The sequence below is a fragment of the Micromonospora sp. M51 genome (genome assembly GCF_018070305.1).
GTDB lineage: Bacteria > Actinomycetota > Actinomycetes > Mycobacteriales > Micromonosporaceae > Micromonospora > Micromonospora parva.
Window position 1 is genome coordinate 1 of record NZ_JAGPXZ010000039.1, and the last position, 16516, is coordinate 16516.

The 16516-nt window shown below is 69.7% G+C and carries 11 protein-coding genes; 5 read left to right on the forward strand and 6 right to left on the reverse strand.

Annotated elements, in window-relative coordinates; translation table 11 throughout:
- The 4 genes from KBX53_RS04160 to KBX53_RS04175 all read right to left on the reverse strand — a co-directional run.
- Positions 1-745: PTS mannitol transporter subunit IICB (locus tag KBX53_RS04160; RefSeq protein WP_210857854.1), on the reverse strand; the 745-nt coding region annotated here is incomplete at its 3' end.
- Positions 746-806: 61 nt separating this feature from the next.
- Positions 807-1715, reverse strand: a complete 909-nt coding sequence (gene pfkB, locus KBX53_RS04165; RefSeq protein ID WP_030328526.1) for a 1-phosphofructokinase — start codon at positions 1713-1715, stop codon at positions 807-809.
- Positions 1712-2473 (reverse strand): DeoR/GlpR family DNA-binding transcription regulator, encoded by a 762-nt coding sequence (locus KBX53_RS04170; RefSeq protein ID WP_210857855.1) that lies wholly within the window; start codon positions 2471-2473, stop codon positions 1712-1714. Before KBX53_RS04170 ends, pfkB begins: the two co-directional genes overlap by 4 nt.
- Positions 2474-2737: 264 nt before the next feature.
- Entirely contained in the window at positions 2738-5686 is a 2949-nt protein-coding gene (locus KBX53_RS04175) for a hypothetical protein (protein WP_210857856.1), read from the reverse strand.
- 445 nt (positions 5687-6131) lie between these two features.
- On the opposite strand from KBX53_RS04175, the gene KBX53_RS04180 reads away from it, so the two are divergent.
- A complete protein-coding gene (locus KBX53_RS04180; RefSeq protein WP_210857857.1) occupies positions 6132-9128 on the forward strand; it encodes a BTAD domain-containing putative transcriptional regulator in 2997 nt (998 codons plus the stop codon).
- A gap of 468 nt (positions 9129-9596) precedes the next feature.
- Here KBX53_RS04180 and KBX53_RS04185 read toward each other — a convergent pair whose 3' ends face one another.
- Complete coding sequence (locus KBX53_RS04185) at positions 9597-10634, reverse strand: DUF808 domain-containing protein (RefSeq protein WP_210857858.1); 1038 nt, start codon at positions 10632-10634, stop codon at positions 9597-9599.
- Between the two features lie 18 nt (positions 10635-10652).
- Here KBX53_RS04185 and KBX53_RS36145 point away from each other — a divergent pair, with 18 nt between their 5' ends.
- The 4 genes from KBX53_RS36145 (at position 10653) to KBX53_RS04205 (ending at position 14625) form a co-directional block, all read left to right on the forward strand.
- Positions 10653-11039, forward strand: coding sequence for a hypothetical protein (locus tag KBX53_RS36145; RefSeq protein WP_247675084.1), 387 nt, complete (start codon positions 10653-10655; stop codon positions 11037-11039).
- Between the two features lie 366 nt (positions 11040-11405).
- On the forward strand, positions 11406-11534 hold the full coding sequence (fxsA, locus tag KBX53_RS04195; protein WP_231639982.1) for an FxSxx-COOH cyclophane-containing RiPP peptide: 129 nt from the start codon (positions 11406-11408) through the stop codon (positions 11532-11534).
- A gap of 8 nt (positions 11535-11542) precedes the next feature.
- On the forward strand, positions 11543-12769 hold the full coding sequence (locus tag KBX53_RS04200) for an FxsB family cyclophane-forming radical SAM/SPASM peptide maturase (RefSeq protein WP_307857788.1): 1227 nt from the start codon (positions 11543-11545) through the stop codon (positions 12767-12769).
- Entirely contained in the window at positions 12766-14625 is a 1860-nt protein-coding gene (locus KBX53_RS04205) for an HEXXH motif domain-containing protein (protein ID WP_210857859.1), read from the forward strand. The genes KBX53_RS04200 and KBX53_RS04205 overlap by 4 nt, the downstream gene beginning before the upstream one ends.
- 27 nt (positions 14626-14652) lie before the next feature.
- Here the strand turns inward: KBX53_RS04205 and fxsT are convergent.
- On the reverse strand, positions 14653-16516 hold a 1864-nt coding region (fxsT, locus tag KBX53_RS04210; protein WP_210857860.1), incomplete at its 5' end, for an FxSxx-COOH system tetratricopeptide repeat protein.

Sequence of the window (16516 nt, forward strand, 5' to 3'; positions counted from 1 at the left end):
GTGCGCGGGGGCCGAAGACCATGAAGGCGAGCAGCAGACCGAGGCCGGGGCCGGGGTTCGACTCGATCATGAACAGGACCGACTTGCCCTTGTCGGCCGCCTCGGCGATGCCCAGCGGGCCGAACACGCCGTGGTTGATGGCGTTGTTGAGGAAGAGCACCTTGGCGGGTTCGACGAGCACCGAGGTCAGCGGCAGCAGGTCCCTGCCGACGAGCCAGTCGACGCCCGAACCGGCCTGCTTGGTGAGCCATTCGACCACCGGGCCGATGCCGTAGACGCCTCCGATGGCCATCGCGGCGCCGATGATGCCGGCGCTGAAGTTGTCGACGAGCATCTCGAAGCCGGGACGAATCCGGTTCTCGACCAGGCCGTCGAACAGTTTGAGGACGTACGCCGTGAGTGGCCCGATGATCATCGCGCCGAGGATCATCGGCACGTCCGCGCCGACGACGAGGCCCATTGTCGCCACCGCACCCACGACGGCACCGCGCTGGCCGTGGACCAGCCGGCCGCCGGTGTAGCCGATGAGCACCGGTAGCAGGATGCTGATCATCGGGCCGACCAGTTCGGCCAGGGTCTTGTTGGGGATCCAGCCGGTCGGGATGAACATCGCGGTGATCAGGCCCCAGGCGATGAACGCGCCGATGTTGGGCATGACCATCGCGGCCAGGTAGCCGCCGAGGCGTTGCACAGTGGCCCTGAGGCCCTGGCCCTTCACCTCTGGTGTGTAGGAGGAGGAGGTCACGGGGGGTATCTCCTTCATCGAGGGGCGGACCAGACGGCCGCGGGGGAAGAAGCTCGTCCGGCTAGGGGTGGATGGTGACGTGGTGGCGGAACAGGTCTGCGGGGCCGGGCATCCGGCTGCCGGGCAGGCTCACCGCGGCGGCACCCCAGGCGAGGCCCTCAGCGAGAGCGGTGGCACCCTGGGCGCCCGCAGCGAGGAACCCGGCGAGCAGCGCGTCGCCGGCACCGACTGTGCTGCGGGGCCGGGCGACCGGACAGGTGCCGGTGCGGACGCCGTCGGCGTCGACCAGGACAGCGCCGTCAGCGCCGAGGCTGGCCACGACGGTGCCGGCTCCCCATTTCCGCAGGCACTGAGCGGCATCGACCACGTCGTCGAGGTCAGTCAGCGGGGTGCCGACCACGTCGGCCAGTTCGTCACGGTTGGGCTTGAGCACTGTCGCCCCGGCGAGGGCGGCCTCGCGCAGGGCAGGACCGCTGGTGTCGACGGCGACCCGGACACCGGCAGCGCGCAGCTTGCGGCACAACTGGGCGTAGGCGTCAGCGGGCAGGCCGGGCGGGACGCTGCCGCACAGCACGACCCAGTCGGCGCTGCTGGCGCGGGCGAGAACACGGTCGATCACCTCGTCGAACTCAGCGCGGGACATGGCCGGGCCAGGCTCGTTGATTTTGGTGACCGTGCCGTCGGGCTCGGCCAGGGTGATGTTGGAACGGGTCCTTCCGGAGATCGACACGGCGAGGACCTCGACACCCTCCGTCTGAAGTAGGCGGATGAGCTGGTTGCCCTCGTCGCCGCCGGACGGCAACACCGCTACCGACGGCACCCCGTTGGCCAGCAGGGCACGGGACACGTTGACGCCCTTGCCGCCGGGGTCGAGGTGAGCTGTGGCAGCCCGGATGACCTCGCCCCGGGTGAGTGAGTCGACCTCCACGGCCCGGTCGAGGCTGGGGTTGAGGGTGACGGTGACGATCATGCGCGTACCACCCGGACGTTTGCGGACTCCAGGTCACCGACCAGATCGACGTCGGCACGGCTGTCGGTGATGAGCAGGTCGACGTCGGCCAGCTCAGCGAACCGGGCCAGATAGTCGTTGCCGAGTTTGGTGTGATCGGCGAGCACCACAGTGCGGCGGGCCGCACGAACCATCGCCCGCTTCACCGCCGCCTCGGACGGGTCCGGGGTGGTCAACCCGCGCTCGACCGAAATGCCGTTGGTACCGACGAACGCAACGTCGACGTAGAGGTCCGCCAACGGCGACAGCGCCCAGTCGTCGACGGTCGCCAGGGTCTTCCCGCGGACCCGCCCACCCAACAGCAGGACGTTGAGGTTGGCGTAGGTACCGAGGGTCGCGGCGATGACCGGCGAGTTGACCACGACGGTCAGCTCCCGGTCGACCGGCAGCAGCTGGGCCAACCGGGCGGTGGTGGTGCCGGCGTCGAGGATGATCGCGCCCTCCTCGGGCACCTCGCTCAGGGCGAGCTTGGCGATGCGCTCCTTCTCCTCGATGAGCACCGCGTCACGCGCCGCCAGCGCGGGCTCGAACCCGAGTCGCTCAACCGGGATCGCTCCACCATGGACGCGGCGCAGCACCCCGGCCCGCTCCAGGATGGTGAGGTCGCGGCGGATGGTCTCCGACGTCACGTTGAGTCCGTCGGCCAAGCCGGCCACCTCAACCCGGCCCACGTCCCGGGCGATGCGAAGGATCTCCTGCTGTCGTTCTTCGGCGTACATCGTGTTGTTTCACCGCCGTTTCGTTTTGCTTGTGCTTTGTTTACGCCCGCTTTCCGGTTAAGTCAAGGGATGAGCCACATGAAGCCACATTGGACGGGCGAGAGTCTGCCGTCACCTGGGCGAATGCCGAATGGTCGCCGCCCTTCGCCAGCTCTGGCGATGGGCGGCGACCACGTCGCGTCGCGCTCTTGGCGCCACGCACCGGCGCCGGTGATGCCCGATCGTTTCGGCGGGCGTGTCCTACGCCCGGCCGAACCGCAGCAGTTATCCCAGGACGAACCGGAAGAAGCGGGGGCGGTAGATGCCCGGATCGCGGTAGTGATCCGCGTCCGGCGAGACGCGGGTGTCCATGCTGTTGACGTTGTAGGAGGCGATGAAGGTGTCACCGGAGCTGAGCGCCGGGTGCACGTGGGCGTTGTAGGAGATGACGTTGGGGTTCCAGTAGCTGCCGTAGGGGCCGGGTTCCGGCATGCGGTAGACCGGGGTCTTCTGGGTGAACGGACCGTACGGTGAGCAGGACGTCCAAGCGTTGATCTGCCCGCTGAACGCCTCGGTGCTGTCCTGGCTGAGGAGGAGGAACTGTCCGCCCCAGGGGGTGACGCTGTACTCGTTGGCGATGCCGGTCAGCAGGTTGCGGGAGTTCTGCTCCCGAAGCGTCCAACCCCACGGCGTGTGGTACTGCCAGGTGCCGTTGGCGAGGTCGCTGCCGTACACCCGGGCGATGCGCATCTGCTTGTTGATCGGGGAGTCGTCGACGCCGTACACGTAGGTGTAGCCGTCGCCGCTGCGGCTGGCCGGCAGCAGCCCCGAGCCCCAGGCGACCCCGCTGGCCGAGGGCAACTCCCGGACGCTGACCGGGGTCCGCAGGTTGGACAGGGCGAAGTTGGCGACGACGTTGCGGTTGAACCGCCAGTCCCAGGCGCCGGAGCCGAAACGCTCGTACTCCTGGTACACCACTTGAAGCTGTCCGCCCGAGAGGTGGCCGTCACCGACCCAGTACCACTTGCCGGGCCCCGACGGCGGCATCAACGCCCGAGGGGCCCCGGCGGTGCCACCCTGGTAGGTGGTGAGGCTGCCGCCGTTCTGCACGACGAAGGTGTTGTTGACCAGCGGCGCGCTCACCGGGCGGGTGCCGTCGCCGTTGAGCGGGCCCATCCAGGTGTCGGAGAACAGCCACACGATCCGGCCGTCCGGCAACTTCACCGAGTACGTGGAGTCGCCACCGGTCCAGCCGTCCGGCGTGCTGGCGGCGTACCTGTTGAACGTGCCCTCCGGCTCGACGGTGATCTCGACGCTGCGCACCGAGAGCGGGCGCAGCGCGCACGAGCGGGCCGTGAGTGGCAGCACACTCTCCACATTCGTGGTGAACGTCTTCGGGCTGCCGTCCGCGTCGGCGGAGTGGATGTCCAGTTCGGTCCAGGTGGTCACCAGGGTGGCCACCATGGGGTACGCGAAGTTCGGCACCGTGATCAGTCCACCCGCGTCGGGATGGCGCACGGTGTGGATGCTCGGGTACTTCGCCAGCGTGCCGGTGCTTCCCGTCGGCGACCAGACGACGACGGCAGATCTGCGGTTGGTGTCCTTGGTGGTGTCCACCAGCAGGGTCGAGCAGTATCCGCAGCTCGCGTCGCCGGAGTTCTTGACCGCGCGGAAGTCGTGGTAGACAGCACCGCCCTTACGCAGGATGTCCTGGTACTCCACCTGGGTGCCGGCGGGCGTCGAGTGACTCTTGCGGGCCGGTCTGGCACCCCCGAGGGCGTCGCCGCTCGTCCCGCTCGCGCCGGTGAGGTTGCCGCGCCACAGGCTCGCGTCGGAGTCGGAGTAGCCGTAGATGCGCCAGGCGTCCACCGTCGGTGCGGGCGCGGCGTTCGCCTTGGCCAGCCGATAGTTGGCGATGTGGTAGTTGAGGAGCATGTCCGCGAAGTTCAGGCCGTAGCCCGCAGCGGTGTGCCGGATCGCCTCGATCGGCAGATGGTCGTGGTCCCGGACGCTTTCCCACGTGCGTCGCACGAAGGAGGCATCGATCTGCTCGGTGAGGTAGGTCGGCAGCAGGAACGCGCCATACTGTGGACCGCCGCCCAGCCCGCCCCAGGAGTTGAGTGCCGCCCCGGGCTTGCTGAGCACGTCGTAGACGTTGCGGGCGTACAGCTTCTCCTCGCCGGGGATGGGCACGTACGGCGCACGGGCGTAGGTCTGGCGGGTCGCCCACTCCGCGGTGGCCTCCATCCACCAGTTCATCGAGCCGAATTCCTTGCCGCCCACGAAGAGGGCCAGGTAGTCCAGGCCGACGTCGGACCGATCCCAGTACTGGTACTGCATGACGTGGAACAGCTCATGCCGCGGCAGGTAGTCCCAGTCGTCCTGCCCGTTGGGCACCAGCATGGTCGCCTGCTGGTTCAAGCCGAACGGCAGGACGAACGGCGCGTCGATGGGCAGGCCAGCCCCGCCGACGATCGGAATCTCATCGACGCCGTAGACCAGCACCCAGGGCTTGCCGTCCCGCACGGGCAGCGGGTAGCCCATCTCGCGATACTCGTCGACGGCGATCGAGAGCGCGTTCAGCAGATGCTGCACCGCCTTCGCCCGGCCGTTCGGGTTGGCGTCCGCCGGGATGCCCGGCCTGCCTCCACCGGCGATGTTGTAGAGGACGAGGAATTCGCCGGCCGACGCCCGGCAGCGATAGGTCACCCCGAGGTAGTCGTACGGTTCGGCGGCGCAGTCGTCGTAGTCGGCGGCCGTGGCGGCGCCGGCAGGCACCGCGACATCTGGCGCGATGGCCCGCGCCGCCTCCGCATCGGCGCTCGCCGCCAACATCGACAGGTAGGTCAGATATCGCTGCGGGTCGTGGATGGCACCGGTCGGCCGAAGGTGCACCGGCAACGACCGGGGCGAACGCACCGCGGCCAGGCCATACCGCACGGCGTCGTCGCGGGAGAGCTTCCCCCGGTGGTACGCCGAGAGCACGCGTTCCCCGGGGCCGAAGTCGGGCGGGGCGGCCGTCCTGCCGGTGGCGGTGCCGAGCGGCGCCTCCTTGAACGGCGTCGGTCGCGGGACCGGCGGGGCGGCGACCGGCGGTTCGGTGTGCGGCGGCGCGACGGCTCCGACGGCGGCTGGCGCCGTGGCCGAATCGGGCGCCGCCTGCGCGACGCCACTGGTCAACACTGCCGCTGCCAGCACAACTGTCGCGCTGATCAGGGCCAGGGGGTTTCTCATCGCACTCCCTCTATTGGCTGACCGGCCGGTGCCGGTGCCGTCCGGTGGACGGCGCGTCCGGCCGGTGGATCGTTGTGCTCGGCCAGCAGCCATCACACCGGCGATGCGGAGAACATCGCCGTGGCAAGCGAGGTGGCAGGGTCGTCCGACACGGTGTTCACCGGTCTTCGAAGCCCGCCACGTCATCGGCGACTGCCTCTCCCCCAAGGCCGTCGCCCAGTCGATGCGTCGCTCGTCGCCCCCGGATAAGCGCACCGGACCGTGCGCACCCCTCGTCGTTCGCGGCCACCCCCGTGCTGGCCGCGGCGCGAAGCGCACGCTCGTACCGCCCGCTCACTGTCAGCGGGCTCGACCATAATCAGGGCCGGCGCATGCAGCGATCTTGCAAAATGCTTGCAGAGGAGTCGCGCCGGCCCGCACAGGCAGCGACGGCAGGGATGTGCACATGGAGTTTCGGGTCCTCGGGCCGGTGGAGATCTGGTCCGAGGGTGTCCGTCTCGCCATCGGAGGACGACAGCCCCGGCTGCTCCTGGCGGCGCTCGTTCTGGAGGCCAATCGACCGGTACCGGCGGACCGGCTCATCGACCTGATCTGGGCGCAGGCGCCCCCGCCCAGCGCACGAGCGACGGTGCAGGCCATGGTCTCGCGCCTACGGGCCACCTTCCGGCAGACCGGTGCATCCGCGCAGTTGCTGAGCGAGCGCGGCGCCTACCAGCTGCACACCGATCCCGCGACCGTCGACGCACACCGCTTCTCCGCCCTCGTGCAGCAGGCCGCAGGCTCCTCCGACGATCCCACCACCGTGGAGTTGCTGGACCAGGCGTTGGACCTGTGGCGAGGTGAACCACTGCTCGACGTCGTCGACGATTCCGGACGCCGACTGCTCTGTTCCGGTCTCATGGAGGCCCGTTGGACGGCTGCGGAGGACCGGGCGGACGCGCTGCTGCGCCTGGGTCGCACGAGGAGAGTGGTGCGCGAGGTGTCCGACCAGGTGGCCGGACAGCCCTATCGGCATCGCCTCGTCGGTCAGCTCATGACAGCCCTGTATCTCGAGGGCCAGGCCGATCGAGCATCGGAGGTCTACCGCAATCTCCGCACCCGGCTACACGACGATCTCGGCCTGGAACCGTCACGCGAGCTCAGCCGCCTGCACCGGCTCATCCTCAGAGGCGATCCGGTGCTGCCGGCGGAACGCGGCGACGCACTGTCGAGCGTCCCGCACCGTCCGGAGGAGCTGCCACAGGACGTACCAGGTTTCATCGGTAGAACTGACGAGATGACCCATCTCGACCAGCTATCGGGCGGGTCCAGCGCCACGACGGTCTGGGTTGTCAGCGGAATCCCCGGAGTCGGAAAGACGGCGCTGGCGGTGCGCTGGGCGCATCGGGTGCGTGGCGCCTTCCCCGATGGTCAGATGTTCATCGACCTGCGCGGCTTCGACGTCGAGCGTCCACCCGTCACACCGTCCGCCGCGCACGGCCAGCTACTTGGTGGCCTTGGTGTCGACCCCCGCGTTGTTCCGGACGATCAGGACGGCCGGGTCTCGCTGTTCCGCTCGACGATGACCGGCCGCAGGATTTTGCTGGTGCTGGACAATGCTCGTGACGCCGACCAGGTGATGCCGCTGATCCCGCCCAGCGGCACTGTCCTGATCACCAGCCGTCGTCGGCTCGGTGAGCTGGTCGTCCGGGCTGGCGCCCGATCTCTGCTGCTGGGTGTGCTCAGCCCGACGGACTCCGTACGGCTGCTGGCGGCGATGCTCGGGGACGAGGCCGTTCGGGTCGAGGCCGGCGCCGCGGCCCGCCTCGCCCACCTCTGCGGGCACCTGCCACTGGCACTGCGGATAGCGGCAGCGAACCTGCAGACGAGCGGCCATCCCCACATCGCCGGACTGGCCGAGGAACTCGATGAGGGCGGTCCTCTCACCAGCCTGACCGTCGACGGTGCCGACGAGGGCGCGGTCACGAAGGCCTTCGCGATGTCGTATCGGGCCCTGCCCACCGCTCAGCAACGAATGTTCCGTCACATCGGGCTGGTCCCCGGTGGCAGCTTCACCGCCCACGTCGCCGCCGCGCTCGAGGGGGTCGCGCCCCCCATCGCGACGAGAACACTCCGCGCCCTCGCGTCCGCACACCTGATCGAGCATCAGGGAGGCGACAGATACCGGTTTCACGACCTGCTCCGCCAGTACGCCGTGGACCGGCTTGTCACGGAGGACGACGACACCACCCGTCACGACGCCCGGCAGCGTCTACTTGAGCACTATCGCAGCAGGGCCGACGCCGCCGGACGTCAACTCATCCCCCACTTCCTCAGACTCCCCGGGCCGGTCCCGCAACAATCGTTCCCCGATGCCGACGAGGCGCTGGCGTGGCTGGACGCAGAGGCAGCCAATGTCATCGCAGCGATCAACGCCGCCGACCACGGGCATGCACGCTTTGTCTGGCAGCTCACCGACGCCCTACGCGCCTGGTTCCACCAGCGTGGTCGCCGCGCCGAGTGGCTGTCCGCAGCCACCAGAGGGTTGGCTGCCGCGGAGGCCGCGAACGACCTGACAGCCCAGGCCAGCATGCACTTGAGCATCGCCCTCGCCCACGTCACCGCCGGCCGATACGAGGAAGCCCGCCAACACCTCCTCGACGGCCTCCGCATCAACGCCCATGACCGGTGGCCGGAGGGACGCACGGCCCTGTTGAACAATCTCAGCGCGGTGCACCAGCGCCTCGGCAATCCCCGAGCCGCAATCGACTGCGCCCAGCGATCCCTGGAGCTCAACCGGCAATACCGCAACGACGGCGGCGAGGCCATGTCCCTCGCCAACCTCGGCTTCGCGCACTGGCAGCTCGGTGCGCTGTCGCAGGCGGACCAGCACATCCGGGACGCCCTAGCCTGCGCGGAACGAAGCGGCTCACGGTACAACGAAGCGGTCCTTCTGGTTGACCTCGCGGGCATCCGCCGCGACCGTGGAGACCGGGAAGCCGCCGAGGAGTTGTACGACCGGGCGCTGGTCGCCAACCGCGATCTTGGCTACCAGTACGGCGAGGCGACGGCGCTCAGCGGACGTGCGTTGTTGTGGTCGATGACCGACCGCGCACCACGCGCCTGCGCCGACGCGCGACATGCAGTGGCCTTGACGCAGGAGATCGGCGACGCCGGCACCGAGGCGTGGGCACGAGAGGCTTACGGTCGCGTGCTACTGGCCGCTGAACGGCCAGCAGAGGCAGCCGAGGAACACCGTCTGGCGCTCGACCTGGCCCGGCAGACCCGGTTCGTGTGGTGCGAGGCGAGTGCGCTGGTGGGGCTGGCGGCGGTGTGCCTGGCCACCGGGCAGCCCGACGTCGCTCGCGAGCACGCCAAGGCCGCGCTGCGCGTGGCGAACGAAGCCGGTTACCGGCTGATCGAGTCGCGCACGCTTGGGCTGTTGAAGACGCTCGACGACTGAATCGGCGGTGAGTCGGGAACGCACGCACCCGCGGCTGCTGTTCCCTGCTCGGACGGGGCGACGCGACGTGGTTCACCTGCGGCCACGTACCGGCAGTGCCGTTCCACCCAGGTCAATGTGGTGTGGCGCATCCAGTGGTCCTGATGCCGTACACGGCTACCAGGGCAAGCTTTCGCGCTTGTGTCGGTCGATCAAATCGTCGGGTCGCGGACGGGTCTGCATGATCTGCTGGCGCGGTTCGCGCACCGGTGAGCGCGATGATCGCAGTCGGTCTCGACCATGAGATCACCACGATTCGACCCTTCGGCCACATCCATCGATGGTCACGATGGCGACGACGACATCGATACCGCGCCAACACGGCCCACTACCAGCGAAGACTCCGACTCCACCGGGTGCGGCTGGAGCACCAAAGGGCTTCAGCACCAGAACGCCTGACCCCGTGGTCGAGTTGCGATGATGTCGCGGTCAACCGCGCGGCGCTTGGTCCGCAGGGGCGTCGCGGCGCCGAGCTGCACGGCTCGGCGGCGCGGGGATGGTGCCGTCAGTACGAGTCGTGGCCGCCGCAGTCGCAGCCGCAGCCTTGGATTTGCGGCGGTGCAGCGTGAGAGTCATGACCAGCACGACCAGCGCTCCGACGATCAGCCCGAGGACCGCGCTGGCCACCGTGTTGACGAGCCAGCCGACGAGCCCGCCGAGAACACCCGTGGCGTCGTGGGCGGCGACCTCCACGTGGTGCACGGCCTCGTACAGGAAGTGCAGGTTCAGCTCGTTCGTGCCTAGCAGCAGGATGTGCCCGCCCACCCACAGCATCGCCGCGGTGCCGACTACCGTCAGCACGCTGAGGACCACCGGCATCGCCCTCACCAGACCGCGGCCGAACGTGGCGACGGCGCCGGAACCTTGCGACAGGCGCAGCCCGGCGTCGTCCATCTTTACGATCAGGGCCACCACGCCGTACACCAGGACGGTTATGAGGACGGCGACGACAGCCAGGATCGTCAGGCGGGACCAGAACGCCTCATCGATCACCTCGTTAAGGCTGATGACCATGATCTCCGCCGAGAGGATCAGGTCGGTTCGCACCGCCCCAGACACCAGTGTCGTCTCGTCCTGCACCTTCTCTTCGCCCGCGCCGGAGGCACCGTGATGGGCGATCTTGGCCCACACCTTCTCCGCGCCTTCATAACAGAGGTAGGCGCCGCCGAGCATGAGGATCGGAGTGAGCAGCCAAGGCACGAACTGACTGAGCAGCAGCACCGCCGGCAGGATGATGAAGAACTTGTTGCGCAGCGACCCCACGGCAATGCGCTTGATAATCGGCACCTCGCGCTCGGCCGCCAGGCTCCGCACGTACTGCGGCGTGACGGCAGCATCGTCGACGACGACACCCGCAGCCTTGGCGCCGGCCTTCGCGGCGGCCGCCCCGATGTCATCGATCGACGCGGCAGCGGCCCGGGCCAGCACCGCCACGTCATCCAGCAGGGCTACGAGTCCACCGGCCAAGGGAGGGTCCTTCCAGGGTTGCGATTCGAACTGGCCCATTCTCGCTCAGGTCTCTGCGCGCGGCACGCCACCGCCCGGCCGTATCTTCTCGGCGATGAACCTCATCGGCTTCTGATCGCTGATCACACCGGCGGCAGGCCGGACGTGCGCAGAACGTGGCTGAATGCTCGTGTCGACCGGAGGGAAGGGCTTGCGGAGGTCCGGACGCTCTTCGCCAAGGAGTTGCGGCTGCTCGATGGCGTTGATGAGGACGCGGAGTCCTGGGAGCGCGCATACGAGGCAGTTCGGAACACCGTCACGCTTCGGTACCCGGACGGCCAGGAGGTTCCTGAGTTCCTACTTCACATCGATGGCAACGAGGCGTGGTGGCGGTGGAGCGACGAGCCGTTTAGCGAGGAGCAGTGATCTGCCACGATGGCTGGCTTCCCAGCGGCCGTCTCGAACAACGGCGTCACGAGCGGGCGCGGTGGCGGAGGTTTGCCGCGGGTGATCCGCCGGATGGCGGCGGGCGCGGCGCCGCGACTTCCGCGACCACTGCCAAAAATCGGACAGCCCCCGGTACGCGCGCCGGCTATGGACTGTCCGGGGCGGAGCGTCGGCCGTAGACTGACCCGGTTGTCCGGCATCCACTGGTACCTTGGGCTAGTTTAGGAAATTTGCTCCGCCTCCAGCTGCCGCGTTCGGAGCCGGTCAGGATCACTAGCATGCGATTGTCCTATAGAGGAATCGATGGAACCCACGGTCGATGATTATCTGTCTCACCAATTGGATGTGAGCAAGATCAGCCTCGCCGAACTCCGGGAGGCGAGGCAGGGCGCGTTCGTGCACTGCCTGGAGCGGATTCTCGACGAGCTGGACCGACCGCAGGACCCCGTCGCTGGTTTCACCTCCGCGATCTGAACCCCGTCGTGGTCACCAGCGCGCCGCCGTCACTTCCTCTGCCGTCTGAATGGCCTCTCGGCGAGTCACCGCTGGACATCACACCGGCCGGTTGGCGGCCCACCCCGTTCCACGACTTCGTCGTCAAGCTGCACAGTCGGTGCGACCTCGCCTGCGACTACTGCTACATGTACGAGCTGGCCGACCGTTCCTGGCGAGGCCGGACGGCCTTCATGCCCGACGAGGTCGTCGACCTGGCGACCCGGCGCATCGCCGAACACGCCCGCGACCACCGCCTGTCGACGATCCGGGTCATCCTGCACGGCGGCGAGCCGCTGCTCGCCCCGCCCGCCACGTTGCAGCGGGTGGTCAGCACGCTGCGTGCGGCGCTGTCGTCCGGGACGGTGGCACAGTTCACCGTGCAGACCAACGGCACCCGCCTGACCGAGCAACGCCTGCGCCTGCTGAGCGCCGCCGGCCTGCGGGTCGGGGTCAGCGTGGACGGTGGCCGGGTGGCCAACGACCGGCACCGCCGGCACCTCGGCGGCCGGAGCAGCTTCCCCGCCGTCGACCGCGCGCTGCGGCTGTTGCGCGAGCAGCCCGACCTGTTCGCCGGCATACTCAGCGTCATCGACCTGCGCAACGATCCGGTTGAGACCTACGAGACGCTGCTGGCGTACCAGCCCCCGGCCCTGGACTTCCTGCTGCCGCACGGCAACTGGAGCGAGCCACCGCCGGGTCGTCCGCCCGACGCCAGCACCCGGTACGGAGAGTGGCTCGTCGCCGTCTTCGACCGGTGGTACGACGCGCCCCGGCGGGAGACCCGCCTCCGCCTCTTCGAAGAGATCGTCGTGGGCGTACTGGGCGGCCACAGCAGGTCGGAGCAGATCGGACTGAGCCCCGTCGGGGTGATCGTCATCGACGTCGACGGGTCGCTCGAACAGGTCGACACGCTGCGCTCCGCCTACGAGGGCGCCCCGGCCACCGGCCTCACCGTGGCCGATCACCCGTTGGACGCCGCCCTGCGGCACCCGGCCGTCATCGCCCGACAGATCGGCGCGAAAGCACTCGCTCCGGCGTGTCTTGATTGTTCGGTTCATCCGGTCTGTGGTGGAGGGTACTATCCGCACCGATACCGTAAGGGCTCAGGATTCCGCAATCCCTCGGTCTACTGCGCCGACCTGCGATATCTGATCGACCACATCGCCGGCCGCGTACAGGCCGATGTCGCCCGAGTGATGAGGCAACGCGCGTGACCGACGTGATCCGACTTCCCGCCCGGTCCTTCAGCCAGCTCGCCGCGGGCCACGGCGACGCCGAGACGATCGCCCGGCTCCGCCGCGGCCAGCTCAGCCGACGGCTGTTCCTGCTGCGGGCACTGCTGGACGCCGACTCGTCCCCGGCCACCGAGGCCTCGCTGGAGCTGCTCGTCCGCGCCCAGGCCCACCGGCCGGAGGCCGTCGACGAGGTACTGCTCGCTCCGCACGTCGGCTCCTGGCTGACGGTCACACTCCGGCGGCTGCGGGCCGGCCCCGCCACGGTGCCGCCCCGCAGTCGCCGCTCCGGCGCCACCGTCGCGGCCTCCCGCGACGTCAGTCGGCTGGGCGAGATCGCCGCGGCCGCGGCGGCCCGGGCCGGGCTGGACTTCACGATCGAGCTGTCCAGCACCGACGGCCAGGTCATGCTGCCGACGTACGGACGCGCCGAGTCGGGGGCCGGCAGCGTCACCGTCACCGCCGAGGACGGCCGGCTGCGGATCGGCCCGGTCCTGGTACCCAGCGACCCGTCGGCGGACGCGCCCGGCTGGTCCGGTCTGCGCACGATCACGGCCCAGGCCGCCGGCCGCACGCTGCGGCTGATCGTCGACGACCTCGACCCGTGCCGCGACATCCACCAACTCCGGGCGGCGGGCCGGCTCTCCGACCCCGAGCTGGCCGGGTGGCAGGCGGCCCTCGACGAGGCGTGGCCGGTGCTCGTGCGGTCACATCCCGGCTACGCCGAGGGGATCGCCGCGGGACTCACCACGATCGTCCCGCTGGTCGCCCCCGAGGAGAGTTACGGCGTCAACGCGACCGCCATGGAGTCGTTCGGCGCCGTGTCCCTGACCCCACCCACCGATCCACTCGCCCTGGCGGCGGCGCTGGTACACGAGTGGCAGCACGCCAAACTCGGGGCGCTGCTCGACCTGATCCCGCTGCACCACGCCGATTCGGAACCCCGGCACTACGCGCCGTGGCGCGACGATCCCCGGCCGCTCGGCGGGCTGTTGCACGGTGTCTACGCCTTCTTCGGGGTCACCGACTTCTGGCGGGTGCAACGGAGGGTCCAGCGCGACGCCGCCGCCCGGTTCGCCGACTTCGAATTCGCCCGCTGGCGCTCCATGGTCTGGCAGACCACCGAGCTGCTGCACGGGGTCCCGAACCTGACCGAGGAGGGCCGGCGGTTCCTCGCCACGCTGACCGAACGGCAGCGCCGCTGGCTCGCGGAACCCGTCTCCCCGGCTGCGGCCTCGCTGGCCCGGCAGGTCACCGCCGAACACCGGCTCGGCTGGCGCCTGCGCAACCGGGTGCCCGATTCGCACCGGGTGCGCCGGCTGGCGGACGACTGGCTGGCCGGGGCGGCGGCCTCACCCGGGCCGATCTCCGCCGTGCTGACCCACGACGTCGGCTGGACCTCGACCCACAACGTCCGATTCGACCTGGCCGGACTCCAGATGGCAGATCCGGAGGGCTTCGACCAGCTCTGCACCGACCCGGCGCAGGTGACCACGCAGGTACCACAGGCGTCCGCCGGCGACATCGCGCAGATCCTCGGCGACCACGCGACCGCCCGCGCCGCCTACCTCCGCCAGATCCTCGACCAGCCGGACGAGCCACGGTCCTGGATCGGTCTGGCGATCCTCACCGAGCTGAGCGGCGACGGCGCGGACGGGGAGACCGCCGCGCTGCACCAGATGCCGGAACTCGTCGCCGCGTTGCACCGCGAGATCCGGCGTCGCGGTGCCGACGCACCGGACCCGCTCCGGCTGACCCGCTGGCTGCGCCCCCTCGTGGCCGAGGCGCCCGAGGCGGTCAGCCCGGCGGCGGGCGCCCCGCTCGCCGCCCGGGCCTAGCCGCCGTCCTCCCGGACCCGCCAGCGCTCACGTCGGAGGCGGGTCGATCGGGATCGACACCCGATGGCTGGCCAGCAGTTCGGCCGCGTCCGGGTGGTCCAGGCCAACGGTCCGCTCGTACCCGGCGATGGCCGCGTCGCGCAGCTCCCGGGCGGCCGGCCGGTCGCCGAGCGCCGACAGCTCGATCGAGAGGTTCGCGGCGCAGATCAACGTCTCCGGGTGATTTTGGCCGTTCACCTGCCGGGCCGCCGCCAGGGTCTCCCGCAGTAGCGAAGCCGCTCCGGCATGGTCCCGGCTGGCAGCGAGATCGTTGGCGAGGTTGACCGTCGCACAGAGGGTGTACGGGTGCTCCATCCCGAGCCCGGCACGGAGTCCGGCGACCGCCCGCTCGTCGAGCCGGCGCCCTTCGGTGTAGTCCCCGAGTAGGCGGAACACGATCGCCAGGTTCGTCATGCAGACGTACGTGAAGGGGTGTTCGTCGCCCAGGACCCGCTGGTAGCCGGTCAGCGTCTCCTCGCCCAGCACCCGGGCCTCGGCCAGGGCCCGGGCCCGCGCCACCCGCTCCTGCTCGGTGCGGGGCAGGATGTTGAACAGCGTCATCGCCGCCGAGATCGTGTCGGCGTGGTTCTCCCGGAACCGGCGCAGGCACAGCGAGTACACCTCACGAGCCACCGTCAGCGCCTCGCTGTAGAGGCCGGTCTTGCGGAGCGTGACCGCGTGCAGCCGGGTCGCCCGCAGCACGTTCGAATGGTCCGGCCGCAGGCTCCCCCGGTGCAGCGGCAGCCACTGCCGCTGCAACCGCAGCGCCTCGTGGTAGCGGCCCAGCCCGTCCAGATCCCGGGAGAGCAGGGTGGCCGTGAACAGGGTGTACGGGTTCGTGTCGCCCAGCACCCGCCGGTAGCGCGCCCAGTTGTCCTCGTCCGTGCGCCGCGCCCGCTCGAAGTCGCCGAGCAACCGGTAATCGACGGCGAGGTTGTTCGCACAGCGCAGGGTGTCCGGGGCGTCCTCACCGAACACCCTGCGGTGCGCCTCGAGCAGCCCCTCGTCCAGTTCGCGGGCCCGCTGCCACTCGCCGAACAGCCTCAGGTCCGCCCCGAAGCTGTTGGCCAGCGCCAACGTGTGTTCGTGGTCGGGCCCGAGCGTGTCGCGGGCGATCTCGTACGTCCGTTCGTTCAACCGCCTCGCCTCCTGCGGATTGCCGGTGGAGCGCAGCGCGTTGGCGAGGAACCGGGCGGTGATGATGGTCTGCTCGTTGGCCGCCCCCAGCTTCTCCAGCCACCGGCGGTACGCGATCGAGCCGAGCTCGCGGCTGCTCTCGTAGTCGCCGCTGACGTAGAGGTAGCGGATCTGGTCGAGCACCACCTTGCGGATGTCGTCGGACTCGCCGTCGATCGCCCCGGAGGCCAGCACGTGCGGGTTGAGTTCCGCGTGCCGGGGCCAGATCTCCTGGTCCTCCGTCGGATCACCGGGGTTCGCGGCGGCGAGGAGCTTCTGCACGGCGGTGCGGTAGGTCTCCCGGTCGGCCGGGGTGAGCCGGTCCCGCAGGGTCGCCTGCACCAGGCGGTGGATCTGGATGCTGTTGCGGGTCGCGTCCACCTTCGCCAGGCCGTACTTGCCGATGTCCCGCACCGCCCGGCGCAACTGGATGTCGTCCCGGACGGTGGCGTCGAGCAGGCTGGGCAGCCCGGCGTAGCGCCCCATCGGCAGCAGTCTGATCGAGATGGGCTCCGAACCGAGGAAGGCGCACAGCTCCAGCAACTGCAACGCGGCGGGGGTCTGCTCGGCCAGCTGGTCGAAAGCCAGCCCCCAGGTGATCACCACCGGCGTCGAGTACGACGCGGGTGAACTCTCCCGCAGCAACAGGCCGACCCGTTTCTCCAACTGGCCGAGG